Below are 15,478 nucleotides of genomic sequence, written 5' to 3' on the forward strand. Positions count from 1 at the left end.
TATGAAGACGCGCAACGACAAGCAGCTGGTCGTCGGACTGGACATCGGCACCTCGAAGGTGGTGGCGATCGTCGGCGAGTACGAGCCGGGCGAGCCGATCGAGGTGATCGGCATCGGCTCGCACGTCTCGCGCGGCCTTAAGCGTGGCTCGGTGGTGGACATCGAGTCGACCGTGCACTCGATCCAGCGCGCGGTGGAGGAGGCCGAGCTGATGGCCGGCTGCGACATCCGCTCGGTGTTCGCGTCGATCTCCGGCAGCCACCTGGAGACGCGCAACTCGCACGGCACTGCGGCGATCCGCGACCGCGAGGTCACCCCGGGCGACCTCGAGCAGGTGCTCGAGGCGGCCAGCGCGGTGGCGATCCCGGCCGACCGCAAGGTGCTCTACAAGGAGTCGCAGGAATACCGCATCGACGGCCAGGACGGCATCCGCTCGCCCGTGGGCATGAGTGGCGTGCGCCTGGAGGCCTCGGTGCATCTGGTTACCGGCGCCGCTGCGGCGGTGCAGAACATCACCAAGTGCATCCAGCGTTGCGGCCTGTCGGTGGACGAGCTGGTGCCCTCGGCGGTGGCCAGCAGCAAGTCGGTGCTCACCGACGACGAGCGCGAACTCGGCGTGTGCCTGGTCGATATCGGCGCCGGCACCACCGACATCGCGATCTACACGCAGGGCGCGATCCGCTACACCAAGTCGCTGCCGGTCGGCGGCGACCAGGTCACCAACGACATCGCCTACGGCGTGCACACGCCGACCGCGCATGCCGAGGAAATCAAGATCAAGTACGCCTGCGCGCTGGCCCAGCTGGCGCACGCCGACGAGACCATCCAGGTGCCCAGCGTAGGCGACCGCCCGCCGCGTCGGCTTGCCCGCCAGTCACTCGCGCAGAGCGTGCAGGCGCGCTACGAGGAAATCTTCGAGATGGTGCAGGACGAACTGCGTCGCTCCGGCTACGACAGCCTGATCGCCGCCGGCGTGGTGCTCACCGGCGGCGCCGCGAAGATGGAAGGCGCGCTCGAACTGGCCGAGGAGATGTTCCACAAGATGGTGCGCGTCGGAGTGCCGCAGCACGTGGGCGGACTCGGAGAAGTGATTGCCAACCCCCTGCATTCCACCGGCGTCGGGCTGTTGCTGCACGGCGCGCGCAGCGTCGGCGTGCGCCACGGCGGGCCGGTGGGTGGAAGCATGGGCACCTCGCTGGACAAGTTGCGAGGTTGGTTCAAGAAGAATTTCTGACGGAATTGGCGCGGCCGGATGCCGTGCCCCGGGCGAAGGGAGTCGCCCACCACCGCGGTCCGACAGGAGTCGCCCACCGCGGTTACAACGACAACGAAAGCTCTACGGAGGACGGGAAATGTTTGAACTGATCGATAAATTGACCCCCAACGCGGTTATCAAAGTCATCGGCGTGGGTGGTGGCGGCGGCAACGCCGTGGCCCACATGCTCAATGCGAACATCGAAGGCGTCGAGTTCGTCGTCGCCAATACCGACGCGCAGGCCATGAAGAACTGCGGCTCGCGCACCCACCTGCAGCTCGGCGCCAACGTCACCAAGGGCCTGGGCGCGGGTGCGAACCCCGAGGTCGGCCGCCAGGCGGCGCTGGAAGACCGCGAGCGGATCGAGGAGATGCTGGAGGGTGCCGACATGGTCTTCATCACCGCGGGAATGGGCGGTGGTACCGGCACCGGTGCGGCCCCGGTGGTGGCTCAGCTGGCCAAGGAAAAGGGCATCCTGACCGTGGCCGTGGTGACCAAGCCATTCCCGTTCGAGGGTCGCCGCCGCATGCAGGTCGCCCTGAAGGGCATCGAGGACCTCTCCCAGCACGTGGACTCGCTGATCACCGTACCGAACGAGAAGTTGCTGTCGGTGCTCGGTCGCGAAGTGACCCTGCTGAACGCCTTCAAGGCCGCCAACGATGTGCTGCAGGGCGCGGTGCAGGGCATCGCGGACCTGATCACCGCGCCTGGCCTGATCAACGTCGACTTCGCCGACGTGCGCACCGTGATGAGCGAGATGGGCATGGCGATGATGGGCTCGGGCACCGCCCGCGGCGACGACCGCGCGCAGGCCGCGGCCGAGGCCGCGATCAACAACCCGCTGCTGGAGGACGTCAACCTCAACGGCGCCTGCGGCATCCTCGTAAACGTCACCGCCGGTCCGAACCTGACCATGCGGGAGTTCGACGAGATCGGCCGGGTGATCCACGACTTCGCCTCCGAGGACGCCACGGTGGTGATCGGCACCTCGCTCGATCCGGAGATGCAGGACGACGTGCGCGTCACGGTGGTGGCCACGGGCCTCAACCGCGCCTCCGCCCGTCAGCCGGTGCGCCCGGTACAGACCCAGCAGGTGGAAATGCGCCAGCGTCCGCGCCCCGTGGTGCTTCGCACGGGCACCGGCAACGAGGTGGTGGACTACGCCCAGCCCGATGTCGTGCCGACCAGTCGCCAGGAGACCGCCCCGGCGAAGTCGGCGGACTCGAGTTTCGACTATCTCGACATTCCGGCTTTCCTGCGCCGGCAGGCCGACTAAGATGCACCTGGCCGGATCCGGAGGAACCATTCCCCGGTCCTCCGGTCTGTGCACCTTTGGCGGCACTGGAACCGGTCGTTGCGACTGCCGGCCGGGTTCACTGTCGATCAAGCCGGATGGCTGATGGCTTCAAAAATGTGAAGGCGTCAGCAAGGCCGCTTGTCCGGATGACCCGCGGCAAGCCTCATGGCCGGAATCCCGTCCCCGGCCATGAGGTCTCTTGTTTCGTGCAACCTGATGTTTCCAGAGCGCTTTCACGATCGGGAGCAAGCCTGTCGACAGGCTGGAAGCATGAAGGACGGTTAAAGACTGTACGGTCCGGTTTGCTATTGTCCGAGGTTAAGACTGTGTTAGCATCCCCGTCCATTCTGGCTGCTGCCTTCCACAGGTACCCATAAAAATGATCAAGCAGCGTACGCTCAAGAACATCATTCGCGCGACCGGCGTCGGCCTTCATACCGGCGACAAGGTCTATATGACGCTGCGCCCGGCGGCGCCGAATACCGGCATCGTGTTCCGTCGCACCGACCTCAATCCGCCGGTGGACATCCATGCGCGCCCGGACTGTGTGGGCGATACGCGCCTGTCGACGACCCTGGTCAGCGGCGATGTCCGCGTGTCCACGGTCGAGCATCTGCTGTCGGCGATGGCCGGTCTCGGCATCGACAATGCCTACGTCGACCTGTCGGCACCCGAAGTGCCGATCATGGATGGCAGTGCCGGTCCGTTCGTGTTCCTGCTGCAGTCTGCCGGCATCGAGGAGCAGCCGGTGGCCAAGCGCTTCATCCGCATCAAGAAGCCGGTGAAGGTGCAGGAAGGCGACAAGTGGGCCAGCTTCGAACCGTTCGAAGGCTTCAAGGTCGGCTTCTCGATCGAGTTCAATCACCCCATCATCAACAAGCGCACCTCGCGTGCGGAAATCGACTTCTCCACCACGTCGTTCGTGAAGGAAGTCAGTCGCGCCCGCACCTTCGGTTTCATGCGCGACATCGAGATGCTGCGTGAGCACAACCTCGCGCTCGGCGGCTCGATGGACAACGCGGTGGTGCTGGATGACTACCGCGTGCTCAATGAGGACGGTCTTCGCTACGAGGACGAGTTCGTCAAGCACAAGATTCTCGACGCGATCGGCGACCTGTATCTCCTGGGTCACAGCCTGGTCGGCGCCTACCATGCGCACAAGTCGGGGCACGAGCTCAACAACAAGCTGCTGCGGGCACTGATCGCCGACGCCAGCGCCTGGGAAGAGGTCAGCTACGAGGACGATCCGGCCACTGCCCCGATCTCCTACGCACATCCTGCGCAGGCCATCTGAGCCGCATAACGCGCACCAAATCATGAGGGTAAGCAGGACGGCCACGCTGAAGAGCGTGGCCGTTTTGTTTTGTGGGCCGTATCACGCAACAGTTCACGAGTACCTCACGCTGCGGACACGCGGGATTGGCATGCCTTCATATCCGCGTGTTATAAACCGACCGCTCCCGGCTCCGGCCGGGCAGCTTTTTCGATGCCGAGGGTGTCGGACGAGGGGCGTTGGCTTGAAGGCCGTCAACGCCCGGCAGGGGCTCAATCAGCAGTTTCGGCGAGGGACGCCAACTCCAGGAACAGCGCCCGCAGTTCGGGGTCTGTGACTGACTCTGCAGCCGCTTTGAGATGGACGGCTGCAGCGGGAGAAAGCGGTTTTGACCGATCCGGTTGCGTTGCGACCGGCGGTTGGGGGGCCACTTTCACGGTGACTGAACTGGCGTGTGCGCCCAAGGCGCGCGCGGTGGCAAGAAGTTGCGTCTGAACAAGGCGCAGACGGGAAGCCCATGCCGGGGAAGACGCCAGAAAGACGAGGCGGTCGCCGCGCCTTTGTGCGAAACGCACCTGGTCGCGGAGTGATGTCGGCAGCGTCTGGCGCAGGGCTCGGTCCAGCGCATCCAGTTCCGCGGCTTTCGAGGCAAGCCGCGCGAACGCGCCACATTCGGCCAGGGGTTTGAGCCCCGGGGCCGGGCGGCGAGAGATGGGTGGGACCGCGCGCTGCATGGTGACGACTTCTTCAACGTGGAATCGCATGCAAATCATACTTGTGTCCCGCACCAAGAAGGTGCCCAAGACCCTTGATCTGGCCAGTCGTCGCATGCGCTGGCGGATCGGTGCCCTGGCGGCCATCGCGGTCGGCACATGCATGGCCATGGGTGCCGTCACGGCGCTGGTCGTGGCCAGTCCCCGCGATCAGGCACTTGCGCAGGTTCGCAAGCTCGAGCAGGCCATCGACCAGCAGAATCAGCAGCTGGTCGAGGTGAAACGCGACGCCCAGCGCAACCTCGACGCGCTGGCGATCAAGCTGGGTCAATTGCAGGCGCAGTCGACCCGTCTGAACGCGCTTGGTGAGCGTCTCGCCCAGATGGGCAAGCTGGACAACGGCGAATTCGATTTCGATCAGGCCCCGCCGGTAGGTGGCGTGGAGGATTCGAGCGCATCCTCCTACACCCTGCCGCAGTCACTGGAGTCGAGCATCGACCAGCTTTCATCGCAGTTCGACGCCCAGCAGGCCCAGCTGACCGCCCTGCAAAGCCTGCTGATGGACGCGCGTATCGAATCCAACCTCAAGCCCACCGGCATGCCCGTGCAGGGTTACATTTCCTCGTATTTTGGCGTTCGCCCCGATCCGTTCACTGGTCACGCCGCGCGTCACACGGGCATCGACATCGCCGTCCCGCTGGGAACGCCGGTACACGCCGTGGCCGAGGGCATGGTCACGTTCGCCGGCATCCGTACCGGCTATGGCAAGGTCATCGAAATCGACCATGGCAATGGCTACATGACCCGTTACGCCCACAACAGCAAGCTGATCGCCCATCCGGGGCAGCGCGTCCGCGTGGGCGACGTGATCTCCGATGCGGGGTCGACCGGGCGATCGACCGGCTCCCACGTGCATTTCGAGGTCTGGTTCAAGGGACGCGTGGTCAATCCGCTGGCCTACGTCCGCAGCCACCGCTGAAGCGGGTGGCGAAGACCGGGGGCGGGGACTTGAAACAGCCTCGTCCCGCCGCCACCCCTCAATGCGGCGACGGACTGGGGTGGCGCGTTTCCTTGCGCCGGACGGTGCGTTTGGGATAGCCGCCGGACCCTAGTATCATCGTGAATTTGCCCCAGCCGGCCGCGCGCTGGCGGGGTTTTCCTGTCTCCAGTCACCGGATGATCGATGTTCAATCGTGCCCTGACGAGCCTTTTTGGCAGCCGTAACGACCGCGTACTGCGCCAGCTCTCCAAGACCGTCGCCCGCATCAATGCGCTGGAGTCCGAATACGCCGCCCTCGATGACGATGCGCTGCGTGCCAAGACCGACGAGTTCAAGCAGCGGCTCGCCACCGGCGAGGCGCTGGACAATCTGCTGCCGGAGGCCTTCGCCACGGTGCGCGAGGCCGGCAAGCGCGTGCTGGGCATGCGCCCCTACGACGTGCAGCTGATCGGCGGCATGGTGCTGCACATGGGCAAGATCGCCGAGATGCGGACGGGCGAGGGCAAGACCCTGGTCGGTACCCTCCCGGTGTACCTCAATGCGCTCGAAGGCAAGGGCGTCCACGTGGTGACGGTGAACGACTATCTGGCCCGCCGCGACTCGGCCCAGATGGGCAAGCTCTACAACTTCCTGGGCCTATCCGTCGGGGTGGTCTACCCGGGCATGGACCATGCCGACAAGCATGCCGCCTACGCCGCGGACATCACCTACGGCACCAACAACGAGTTCGGCTTCGACTACCTGCGCGACAACATGGCGCTCTCGAAGGAGCAGCGCTACCAGCGCGGTCTGAACTACGCCATCGTCGACGAAGTGGACTCGATCCTGATCGACGAGGCGCGCACGCCGCTGATCATCTCCGGCCCGGCCGAGGATTCGCCGGAGCTCTACCTCAAGGTCAACAAGATCGTCCCGCATCTGGTACGCCAGGCCGAAGAAGAGGGTGCCGGCGACTACTGGGTCGACGAGAAGCAGAAGCAGGTGCATCTTTCCGAAGAGGGGATGGCACACGCCGACGAACTGCTGCGCCAGGCCGGTGTGATCGAATCCGGCAGCGGGCTCTACGACGCCAAGAACCTGGCCGTGGTGCATCACCTCAACGCGGCCCTGCGCGCCAACGCCATTTACCAGCGCGACGTCGACTACATCGTGCGGGACGGCGAGGTGATCATCGTCGACGAGTTCACCGGACGCACGCTGGCCGGTCGTCGCTGGTCGGACGGCCTGCATCAGGCCGTGGAGGCGAAGGAAGGCGTGCCGATCCAGCGCGAGAACCAGACGCTGGCCACGGTGACCTTCCAGAACCTGTTCCGCATGTACACCAAGCTGGCCGGCATGACCGGCACGGCGGATACCGAGGCGTACGAGTTCCAGCAGATCTACGGTCTTGAGGTGGTGGTGATTCCCACCCACAAGCCGATGATCCGCAAGGACAATCCGGACATGGTGTTTCTCGCGCAGACGGCGAAATACCGCGCCGTGACCGAGGACATCAAGGATTGCCACAAGCGCGGCCAGCCCGTGCTGGTGGGTACCACCTCGATCGAGGTGTCGGAGTTGCTGTCCGGCTTGCTCAGCAAGGAAAAGATCCCGCACGAGGTGCTGAACGCCAAGCAGCACGAACGCGAGGCCCATATCGTCGCGCAGGCGGGCGCGCCGCACTCGGTGACGATCGCCACCAACATGGCTGGCCGCGGCACCGACATCGTGCTCGGTGGCAGCCTGGAAGTGGCGCTGGCCGCGCTTCCGGCCGAGGCGACCGAGGCGGACCGGGCGCGCGTGAAAGCGGAATGGCAGCAGCGCCACGATCAGGTACTGGCCGCCGGCGGCCTGCACATCATCGGCACCGAGCGCCACGAGTCCCGGCGCATCGACAATCAGCTGCGCGGCCGCTCCGGTCGCCAGGGCGACCCGGGTTCGTCGCGCTTCTACCTGTCGCTGGAAGACAACCTGCTGCGTATCTTCGCGGGTGACTGGGTCGGCCGCTGGATGCGCATGTTCGGCATGAAGGAAGACGATGCGCTGGAAGACCGCATGGTCAGCCGGCAGATCGAGAAGGCGCAGCGCAAGGTCGAGCAGCACAACTTCGACATCCGCAAGCATCTGCTCGAGTTCGACGACGTCGCCAACGAGCAGCGCAAGGTGATCTACAAGCAGCGCGACGAGCTGCTCGACGGCGATGACGTGTCGGCCACCATCGCCGATATCCGCGAAGACGTGGTGGAGCAGATGGTGCGTGGCCATGTGCCGCCGGAAAGCATCGACGAGCAGTGGGACATCGCCGGGCTGGACCGCGAGCTGGAGTCCGAGTTCGGCCTGCACGCGGAGCTCAAGTCGTGGATCGAGCAGCAGCACGAACTGGATGCCGATGCCATTCTCGAGCATGTTCGCGCTCTGGTTGAAGGGCTGTTTCAGGCCAAGGAGGCACAGATCGGTGCCGAGACCATGCGCCAGCTCGAGAAGCACATCATGCTCAGCGTGGTCGACAATGCCTGGAAGGAGCACCTGGCCAGCATGGACTATCTGCGCCAGGGCATCTACCTGCGCGGCTATGCCCAGCAGGATCCCAAGCAGGCGTTCAAGCGCGAGTCCTTCGACCTGTTCTCGGACATGCTCGACCGGATCAAGACCGAGGTGGTACAGATGCTGGCGCGGATCCGTGTCCGCAGCGAGGAAGAGGTCGCCGCGATGGAGGCCGAGCAGCAGCGGATGGCCGAGCGCCTGCAGCGCCAGATGCTGGCATCGGGTGGCGGTGCCCCGACCGCTCCGGCCGGCGATGCCCTGCCGGCCGTTGCCGCTGCGGATGGCCCTAAGGTTGGGCGCAACGATCCCTGCCCGTGCGGTTCGGGCAAGAAGTACAAGCATTGTCATGGCCAGCTGAGCTGAGCTTGCGGGTAACGGCAAAAAGCAAGGGAGGCGATCGCCTCCCTTGCTTTTTGCTCAGTCCTCTGCGCCGGGCGGGCGCTTGCGATGCGGTTCGGCGTTCACCGTGAAGTAGGCCGGCTCCTCGGAGTCCAGCCGCAGGGCGGTCAACTGACCGCCCCAGACGCAGCCGGTATCGATGGCGTATACCCCCAGCCCGGCGAAACGGCCAAGCGCCGACCAGTGGCCACAGACGACGCGTGTATCCCGCCGCCGCATGCCGGGGACCTCGAACCAGGGATACATGCCGGGTTTCTGCGTGCCGGGGATGCCCTTGCCCTCGAAGTCGATGCGTCCCTGGATGTCGCAATAACGCATGCGGGTGAGGGTGTTGATCGAGGCGCGCATCCGTTCGATCCCCTGCAGCCGGCTCGACCAGGCGGCCGGTCGGTTTCCGAACAGATTCCTCAGCAACCGGGGGTGCCGCGGGCTGGTCAGTTCCCGCTCGATCTCCTGCGCCGACCGCAGGGCCTGCCTGAGTGTCCAGCTCGGCGCCAGCCCGGCGTGCACCATCGTCCAGCCCAACTGCTCGTCGTGGTGCAGCAGCTTCTGCGAGCGCAGCCATTCGAAAAGCACCGGGGCGTCGTCGGCGAACAGCACCTCGCGCAGTTCGGGGTTGACCCGGGCCTGGGCATCCGGCTTGCGTTGCGCGATGGCGAGCAGGCTGAGATCGTGATTGCCGAGCGTCACCACGGTCCGCTCGCGCAATCCATGGATGAAACGCAGCGTTTCCAGCGACTGTCCACCTCGATTCACCAGGTCGCCGCAGAACCACAGGTTGTCCTGCGCCGGATCGAAGCGCAGCTTGTCGAGCAGGCGCTGCAGCTCCGGATAACAGCCCTGCACGTCGCCGATTGCGTAGGTCGCCATCAGTGCAGCGTGCGCGGAATCGAGAGGGTGAAGGTGGGAATCGGAGCGTCGAATTCGGTACCGTCGTAGGCGAGCATCTGGTAGCTGCCGGCCATGGTGCCGACCGCGGTCTCCAGCACCGCGCCGGAGGTGTACTCGTAATCGTCGCCTGGACGCAGCCAGGGCTGCTCGCCGACCACGCCATCGCCGCGCACCTCGTCGATCTTGCCGTTGGCGTCGGTGATCACCCAGTGCCGGCGAAGCAGCTGGGCGGGGACATCGCCCGCATTGCGCAGGGTGACCGTGTAGGCGAACACGTAGCGGTTGTCGTCGGGCTTCGATTGGTCGGGAACGAAGCGGGTGTGCACGTGAACGTCGATCGTGTAGGGGGATTTCGGACTCATGTTGCGATTGTACGGCCTGTGGTGTGCATCCGCTCAGTGGAGCGCCAGAGCCTTCAGTCTTTCGCCACCTGCGGCGGCAACGCCTTGGCGAGTCGCACGAAATCGTTCGGCGTCAGCGTTTCCGCGCGCGCGCCGGGGTCGATGCCGGCCCCCCGGATCGAGTCGGCGCCGAGCAGCTGCCGGAGCGCATTGGAGAGAGTCTTGCGGCGCTGGGCGAACGCCGCCTTGACCACGGCATGCACGGCGTCGGGGTCGGCGTCATGACGTTCTTCCGGCGCCAGCGGCACCAGCCGAACGACGGACGAGTCGACCTTCGGCGGGGGGCGGAACGCGCCGGGCGGTACATCGAACAGCGGTACTACGCGGCAGGCCAGCTGCAGCATCACCGAGAGGCGTCCGTACACCTTGCTGCCGGGGTCGGCGGCCATCCGGTCGACCACCTCCTTCTGCAGCATGAAATGCATGTCTTGGATAGCCGCGGCATGTTCGATGCAGTGGAACAGGATCGGGCTGGAGATGTAGTAAGGCAGGTTGCCGGCGATGCGCAGGCGGCTGGCTCCCAGTTCGCGGGCCAGCGCGGCGAAGTCGACCTTCAGCACATCCGCGTGGACGATTCGCAGATCGCCGATCGGTGCCGCACGCTCGTCCAGCGCGGGAATCAGGTCGGTGTCCAGTTCGATCGCGGTCAGTCGGTGGGCCGCGGCGAGCAGTGGCAGGGTCAGGGCGCCCTCGCCGGGCCCGATTTCGATCAGCGTATCACCGTCCTTTGGTGCGATCGCGCTGACGATGCGCTCGATGTAGCGCTTCTCGTGCAGGAAGTGCTGGCCGAAGCTTTTCTTGGGACGTGCATTCATGGGTGGGTTCGGCACGTCGGGTCAGGCGTTGCCGCGGGCGCGTTGGACCAGGTCCAGCGCCATGCGGGTGGCGGCGATCAGGCTCGAGGCATCGGCGCGGCCGCTGCCGGCCAGGTCGAGTGCGGTACCGTGGTCGACCGAGGTGCGGATGAAGGGCAGGCCGAGCGTCAGATTGACGGTGCGGTCGAAGGCCTCGCTCTTGAGCACCGGCAGGGCCTGGTCGTGGTACATCGCCAGCACCGCATCGTAGCGGGCCCGCATGGCGGGCACGAAAGCGGTATCCGCCGGCAGCGGGCCCAGCAGATCCATGCCTTCGTCGCGCAGGCGATCGAGCGCAGGGGCGATGATGTCGATTTCTTCGTGGCCCAGGTGTCCGCCCTCGCCTGCGTGAGGATTCAGTCCGAGCACACCGATGCGGGGATGTTCGATACCGAACTTCGCGCGCAGCTCTGCATCGACGATGCGCAGGGTGCGGGTCAGGAGATCGGCTTGGATGGCGGCGGGAACCGCAGCCAGAGGCAGGTGTGTCGTGGCCAGCGCCACCCGCAGCTCCGGGCTGGCCAGCATCATCACCACGTCGGCACCGGCTCGCTCGGCGAAGAATTCCGTGTGGCCGCTGAAGGCGATGCCGGCCTCGTTGATCGAGGCTTTCTGCAGGGGAGCGGTCACCACGGCATCGTAGCGCCCTGAGAGACAGCCGTCGGTGGCCACGGCCAGGGTGGAGAGTACGTGCGCCGCGTTGGCGGGATCGGGATGGCCGGGGCGCTCGGTCACTCCCAGCGGCACGTGGCGGACGCGCAGCTGGACCGCCGTGGAGATGGCGGGCGCAGGTGCGTCTTCGTCCAGCAGCTCGAGCTGGATGTCGCAACGTCGTGCGGCTCGCTCCAGCAGCTCGCGATCGGTGATCGCCACCAGCTCGGCATCGAACGGAATCGAAGCGAGGCGAGCCAACAGCTCGGGGCCGACACCCGCCGGCTCGCCAGCAGTCAGGGCCAGCCGGGGACGGGGTCGGATGTCCATGGTGGCCGGATCAGGCGGTGCCGTCGTCCGGCTGGCCGGGCGCGCGCAGCTCCGGCACCAGGATCCGGATGTACGCGCTTGCTTTGAGCTGGCGCAGGAAGTCCTCGTACGCCTGCTCGGCCTTGCGGTTGCCGATGGCCTGACGCGCCTGGTTGCGGGCGATCTCATCGGTACGGTCGGCCTGGCGCGTGCCGAGCAGCTCGATGATGTGCCAGCCCGCTTCCGTCTGGAACGGCTTGGAGACCTGGTCCGGCTTGAGCGCGGACAACTGCTGCGCGACCGCAGCACCCCAGGCGTCCTTGGCGAACCAGCCCATGTCGCCACCGGCATTGGCGGTGGTGTCGTCGGTGGAGTCGGCCTTGGCCAGCTTGGCGAAATCTTCGTGCTTGTTGACGATGCGCTGGTAGAGGTCCTGCGCCTTCTGCTGTGCCTGCGCGGGAGTGATGAGCTCGCTGGGGCTGATCAGGATCTGGCGGGCGTGGTATTCGGTGATCACCTGGCGCTCGGGCTGCCGCTGGCCGACCAGCTTGAGGATGGTGAAGCCGGTGGGACCACGCAGCGCCGGGGTAACGTCGCCGGGCTTCATCGCGGCCACCGTATCGGTGAACGCCGGCGGGACCTCGTCCATGCGACGCCAGCCGAGATCGCCGCCGTCGAGCGCGTCCTGCGCGTCAGAGTAGCGGATTGCCGCGGCATTGAAATCCATGCCGCCCTTGATCGCGTTGAGGGCCTCGGCGGCCTTGGTCTGGGCAGCCTGGATGTCTGCAGCGGTGGCGCCTGCCGGCACGCTGATCTGGATGTGCGCGAGGTGCACTTCGCCGGCCTTGTAGGTCGGGCTGTTGAGCAGGTTGTTGATCTCGCTGTCGGTGATCTGCACCGAGTCGCGGACCACGCTGTCGTGCAGCCGCTGCACGGTGAGCTGCTCGCCGATCTGGCGCCGGAACGCCGCATAGCTGGCACCGCTCTGTGCGATGGCACCGCGCAACTGGTCCACCGTCATGTGGTTCTGCTGGGCCACGCGGTTGACCGCCTGATCCACTTCGCCGTCGGAGACACGGATGCCCTGGTCATTGGCCTTGTTGACCTGCAGTCTCATCAGGATGAGGCGCTCGAGTACCTGGCGCTGCAGCACGTTCAGCGGCGGCAACTGGCCGGGATTGCTGGCGTACTGTTGCTGGATGGCGCGGACGGCATCGTCCAGTTCGCTCTGCAGGATCACGCCGTCGTCGACCACTGCCACGATGCGGTCCAGCGGCTGTTCGCCGGTGTTCGAGCCGGTCTGGGCGGCCGGTGCCAGGAGCTGGGCGTGTGCGGGGGCGACGGACGCGGCGACGACCGCGAACAGGAACAGCGCGAGAGATTGCTTCATCGGAACGGTGCCTTGGATCGCCTGCGGGCGATGGACAAATTATTGATATCCCAGAATAGCACGCCGGAAAAAGTCCTCGACCTGGCCGTTGAACGCACCCAGTCCCTTGAACTGCAGCTCGAACATCACCGCATTGTTCGAGGGGATTCGTTTCGACGTGCTGCCTATGGGAGCGTACTGGCTCACGTAGTGCCGCCCGACCACACTGAAGATCACGCAGCAGCTCTCGTACTGGACGCCCGCCAGTGCTTCCACCGTGCGGCGATCCTTGACCGAATAGGTCCACCGTCCGAGCAGGCGCCAGCGATCCGAGACCGGATAGACCGTGGACGCGTCGTATTGTTCCAGCAACACGGAGGTGCTGCCCGGCGTGCGGCGGAACCGATAGGAGAAGTTGAGGACGCCGTCGGTCTTGATCCGGCGCTGGATCTGGAAGGTGCCGAGGTCGACCTGACGCGTGTTCGGGCTCCACTGGTAAGCGGTGCTGGCCCGCCACTGGTCGTTGAGCTGGACGGCGGCCTGGGCGACGTAATCGGAGCCGGTCCAGTCCGTGACCTTCTGTCCGGGCAGCTTCACCCGCTGCGGGTCGAAATAACGGATCTGCCCCAGGCTGGCGGAAAACCGTTCGACACCGTTGTCGTCGAGCAGCCGGGTGGTCAGGGCGCCGGTGAGGTTGTTCGCGTTCATCTGCCGGTCGGCGCCCGAATACTGATTCGGAGAGAACAACTGCCAGTAGTCGAAATTCATCAGCCGCGTGTCGAACAGCGGCAGGTTGTCCTGGTTCCGGTAGGGGATGTAGAGGTAGTAGAGCCGTGGCTCCAGGGTCTGCGTGTAGCTTGTTCCGAACAGCGATGTGCTGCGGTCGAAGATCAGGCCGGTGTCCAGACTCGCGACCGGGAGCGAGCGCGTTGGGTCTTGCCTGGTGAATGGCGACTGCTGATTTGTTCCGAGCCGCCCGCCGAAGCCGTAGTGCTGGAAATTGTCGTCCAGCTGGTAGGCGGTGTAGCGATAGGCCAGGCGCGGTCGCACGAACCACGCCGCTCCCTGCCAGTCCGCTTCCAGGTACGGATACAGGTCGGCGCGATTGCCGCTGATGTATCCGCTCTTGCGGAAGGCGACGGCCTCGTTGTTCATGCCGAACTCGAGCCAGTTGTTGAGTGGCACATCGAGATTCAAGGTGCCACGCGGCCAGCGCCGGTACTGGAGAGAGTTGTCGTTCAGATAGGGGTCGGTGTTCTGGTAGGCATCCACACCCAGCGAGGCGCTCCACCAGTTCCCCGATCCGCGAACGTAGGCGTTGGAGGGGATGAAGTTGGTTGCGTTGGTGTAGAGGTCGTTGCTGAAGTCCCGCAGGTAGTTCTTGTCCGACACCCGATTGACGCTGGTGGTGAATACCCAGCCCGGCCATAGGCGGGTCGCGTCGCCAAACTTGTACAGATAGCGCTGTTTGCCTTGCGTGATCAGCTTGGAATCCACCAGGTTGGGGCCGTGGTCCTTGGCCACGTATTCGAAATCCAGGTGCCCGCTGGTGCCGGGAAGCAGGTAGCGGAACTGCCCGGCCAGCATCGCCCCACGTTTGGAGTAGAGCCGTGGTTCGAGCGTCGCGTCGTAGTTCGGCGCCAGGTTGAGGTAATACGGCGCGCTCACCATGACGCCGGAGTGGCTGGAGTTGCCGAACGTGGGGGCGAGGAAGCCGCTCTTGCGCCGGTTGTCGATCGGGAACGTGAGGTACGGCAGGTAGAAGAACGGCACATCGGCGAAGCGCATGACAGCGCCATGGGCCACGCCCACGCCGGTCTCGCGGTTCAGCGTGAGTCGGTTGGCGCTGAACTCCCACAGTCGGTGGCCGACATCGCAGGTCGAATAAGTGACGTCCCGGTAGTGGCTGTGCTGCGCGTCGGTCAGAACGGCCTGCTTTGCCACGCCATTGCCGCGCGACTGCAGTAACTGGTAGGTGACGTTGTCGGCGACCCCACGCTTGGCCGTGTTGTTGCCCTTGATGCGATCGGCGGACAGCAGCTCGCCGGCTTCCTGGTAGCGCACGTTGCCGCGGGCGTCGTAATCAGTGGTCTGGTCGTTGTAGTCGACGCGGTCGGCACGCAGCAGCTGATCGGCGCGCTGCATGCGGACCTCGCCGGTGAACCGGTAGACCGACTGGTTGGAGCTGTCCGCGCGCTCGGCGTGGATATCCGTGTTGGCGGTATCGCGCCCGGAACTGTCCAGCGGCAGCGTCGGGTCGTAGAACGACAGCAGCGCATTGGGGCGGCACATCGCATAGCTGATCGGGCGGGCCGGACAGAAGAACGAACCAAGCGGGCAGCCGATCTCTTCCGGAGCGCGCATGTTGCCGGGAATCGGCGTCTGGCCGGTGGCGGCATCCGCCTCGAGCGGTGCGCCGAGCAGGGCGAGGGCGGCAGCGACCGCCAGCAGGCGGCGCGGAGGCAACGGGCGCAGCGTCATCGTCACGATGGCAGTCTTTAGGCGGAAATGGCCCGTTAAGCTAGCAGAAACGTCCCGCAGCC

The 15,478-nt window shown here is 65.6% G+C and carries 12 protein-coding genes; 5 read left to right on the forward strand and 7 right to left on the reverse strand.

Features of this window, described 5'->3' with window-relative positions; all coding sequences use genetic code 11:
* Nucleotide 1: 1 nt before the first annotated feature.
* The 3 genes from ftsA to lpxC all read left to right on the forward strand — a co-directional run bounded on the left by ftsA (nucleotide 2) and on the right by lpxC (nucleotide 3,846).
* Nucleotides 2–1,234, forward strand: a complete 1,233-nt coding sequence (gene ftsA / locus NC595_RS07535) for a cell division protein FtsA (RefSeq protein WP_253565765.1) — start codon at nucleotides 2–4, stop codon at nucleotides 1,232–1,234.
* 118 nt (nucleotides 1,235–1,352) lie between these two features.
* Nucleotides 1,353–2,531, forward strand: a complete 1,179-nt coding sequence (gene ftsZ / locus NC595_RS07540; protein ID WP_017460211.1) for a cell division protein FtsZ — start codon at nucleotides 1,353–1,355, stop codon at nucleotides 2,529–2,531.
* 400 nt (nucleotides 2,532–2,931) lie between these two features.
* Nucleotides 2,932–3,846, forward strand: a complete 915-nt coding sequence (lpxC, locus tag NC595_RS07545; protein ID WP_253565766.1) for a UDP-3-O-acyl-N-acetylglucosamine deacetylase — start codon at nucleotides 2,932–2,934, stop codon at nucleotides 3,844–3,846.
* Nucleotides 3,847–4,097: 251 nt separating this feature from the next.
* Here lpxC and NC595_RS07550 read toward each other — a convergent pair whose 3' ends face one another.
* Nucleotides 4,098–4,589, reverse strand: coding sequence for a DciA family protein (locus NC595_RS07550; protein ID WP_253565767.1), 492 nt, complete (start codon nucleotides 4,587–4,589; stop codon nucleotides 4,098–4,100).
* On the opposite strand from NC595_RS07550, the gene NC595_RS07555 reads away from it, so the two are divergent.
* Together NC595_RS07555 and secA are read left to right on the forward strand one after the other, a co-directional pair.
* Nucleotides 4,588–5,517, forward strand: a complete 930-nt coding sequence (locus NC595_RS07555) for a M23 family metallopeptidase (protein ID WP_253565768.1) — start codon at nucleotides 4,588–4,590, stop codon at nucleotides 5,515–5,517. The two genes, NC595_RS07550 and NC595_RS07555, sit on opposite strands and share 2 nt — an antisense overlap.
* Before the next feature lie 204 nt (nucleotides 5,518–5,721).
* Nucleotides 5,722–8,424, forward strand: coding sequence for a preprotein translocase subunit SecA (gene secA, locus NC595_RS07560; RefSeq protein WP_253565769.1), 2,703 nt, complete (start codon nucleotides 5,722–5,724; stop codon nucleotides 8,422–8,424).
* Between the two features lie 54 nt (nucleotides 8,425–8,478).
* On the opposite strand, the gene NC595_RS07565 is transcribed toward secA, so the two are convergent.
* The 6 genes from NC595_RS07565 to NC595_RS07590 are packed head-to-tail and all read right to left on the reverse strand — an operon-like array spanning nucleotide 8,479 to nucleotide 15,416.
* Nucleotides 8,479–9,330, reverse strand: a complete 852-nt coding sequence (locus tag NC595_RS07565) for a symmetrical bis(5'-nucleosyl)-tetraphosphatase (RefSeq protein ID WP_253565770.1) — start codon at nucleotides 9,328–9,330, stop codon at nucleotides 8,479–8,481.
* Nucleotides 9,330–9,713, reverse strand: coding sequence for a Co2+/Mg2+ efflux protein ApaG (apaG, locus tag NC595_RS07570; protein ID WP_253565771.1), 384 nt, complete (start codon nucleotides 9,711–9,713; stop codon nucleotides 9,330–9,332). The genes NC595_RS07565 and apaG overlap by 1 nt, the downstream gene beginning before the upstream one ends.
* A gap of 53 nt (nucleotides 9,714–9,766) precedes the next feature.
* A complete protein-coding gene (rsmA, locus tag NC595_RS07575; protein ID WP_253565772.1) occupies nucleotides 9,767–10,567 on the reverse strand; it encodes a 16S rRNA (adenine(1518)-N(6)/adenine(1519)-N(6))-dimethyltransferase RsmA in 801 nt (266 codons plus the stop codon).
* A gap of 21 nt (nucleotides 10,568–10,588) precedes the next feature.
* Nucleotides 10,589–11,587, reverse strand: coding sequence for a 4-hydroxythreonine-4-phosphate dehydrogenase PdxA (pdxA, locus tag NC595_RS07580; protein ID WP_253565773.1), 999 nt, complete (start codon nucleotides 11,585–11,587; stop codon nucleotides 10,589–10,591).
* Nucleotides 11,588–11,597: 10 nt separating this feature from the next.
* Entirely contained in the window at nucleotides 11,598–12,956 is a 1,359-nt protein-coding gene (locus tag NC595_RS07585) for a peptidylprolyl isomerase (RefSeq protein WP_253565774.1), read from the reverse strand.
* Between the two features lie 39 nt (nucleotides 12,957–12,995).
* Entirely contained in the window at nucleotides 12,996–15,416 is a 2,421-nt protein-coding gene (locus NC595_RS07590) for an LPS-assembly protein LptD (protein WP_253566782.1), read from the reverse strand.
* Between the last annotated feature and the right edge of the window lie 62 nt (nucleotides 15,417–15,478).

Source organism: Dyella lutea, assembly GCF_024158035.1.
In the GTDB taxonomy this organism is placed as follows: domain Bacteria; phylum Pseudomonadota; class Gammaproteobacteria; order Xanthomonadales; family Rhodanobacteraceae; genus Dyella_A; species Dyella_A lutea.

What these genes read in the sequence shown, in the direction of transcription:
- ftsA (WP_253565765.1), top strand. Translation starts at nt 2, where the DNA reads ATGAAGACGCGCAACGACAAGCAGCTGGTCGTCGGACTGGACATCGGC.
- ftsZ (WP_017460211.1), top strand. Translation starts at nt 1,353, where the DNA reads ATGTTTGAACTGATCGATAAATTGACCCCCAACGCGGTTATCAAAGTC.
- lpxC (WP_253565766.1), top strand. Translation starts at nt 2,932, where the DNA reads ATGATCAAGCAGCGTACGCTCAAGAACATCATTCGCGCGACCGGCGTC.
- NC595_RS07555 (WP_253565768.1), top strand. Translation starts at nt 4,588, where the DNA reads ATGCAAATCATACTTGTGTCCCGCACCAAGAAGGTGCCCAAGACCCTT.
- NC595_RS07550 (WP_253565767.1), bottom strand. Translation starts at nt 4,589, where the DNA reads ATGCGATTCCACGTTGAAGAAGTCGTCACCATGCAGCGCGCGGTCCCA.
- secA (WP_253565769.1), top strand. Translation starts at nt 5,722, where the DNA reads ATGTTCAATCGTGCCCTGACGAGCCTTTTTGGCAGCCGTAACGACCGC.
- NC595_RS07565 (WP_253565770.1), bottom strand. Translation starts at nt 9,330, where the DNA reads ATGGCGACCTACGCAATCGGCGACGTGCAGGGCTGTTATCCGGAGCTG.
- apaG (WP_253565771.1), bottom strand. Translation starts at nt 9,713, where the DNA reads ATGAGTCCGAAATCCCCCTACACGATCGACGTTCACGTGCACACCCGC.
- rsmA (WP_253565772.1), bottom strand. Translation starts at nt 10,567, where the DNA reads ATGAATGCACGTCCCAAGAAAAGCTTCGGCCAGCACTTCCTGCACGAG.
- pdxA (WP_253565773.1), bottom strand. Translation starts at nt 11,587, where the DNA reads ATGGACATCCGACCCCGTCCCCGGCTGGCCCTGACTGCTGGCGAGCCG.
- NC595_RS07585 (WP_253565774.1), bottom strand. Translation starts at nt 12,956, where the DNA reads ATGAAGCAATCTCTCGCGCTGTTCCTGTTCGCGGTCGTCGCCGCGTCC.
- NC595_RS07590 (WP_253566782.1), bottom strand. Translation starts at nt 15,416, where the DNA reads ATGACGCTGCGCCCGTTGCCTCCGCGCCGCCTGCTGGCGGTCGCTGCC.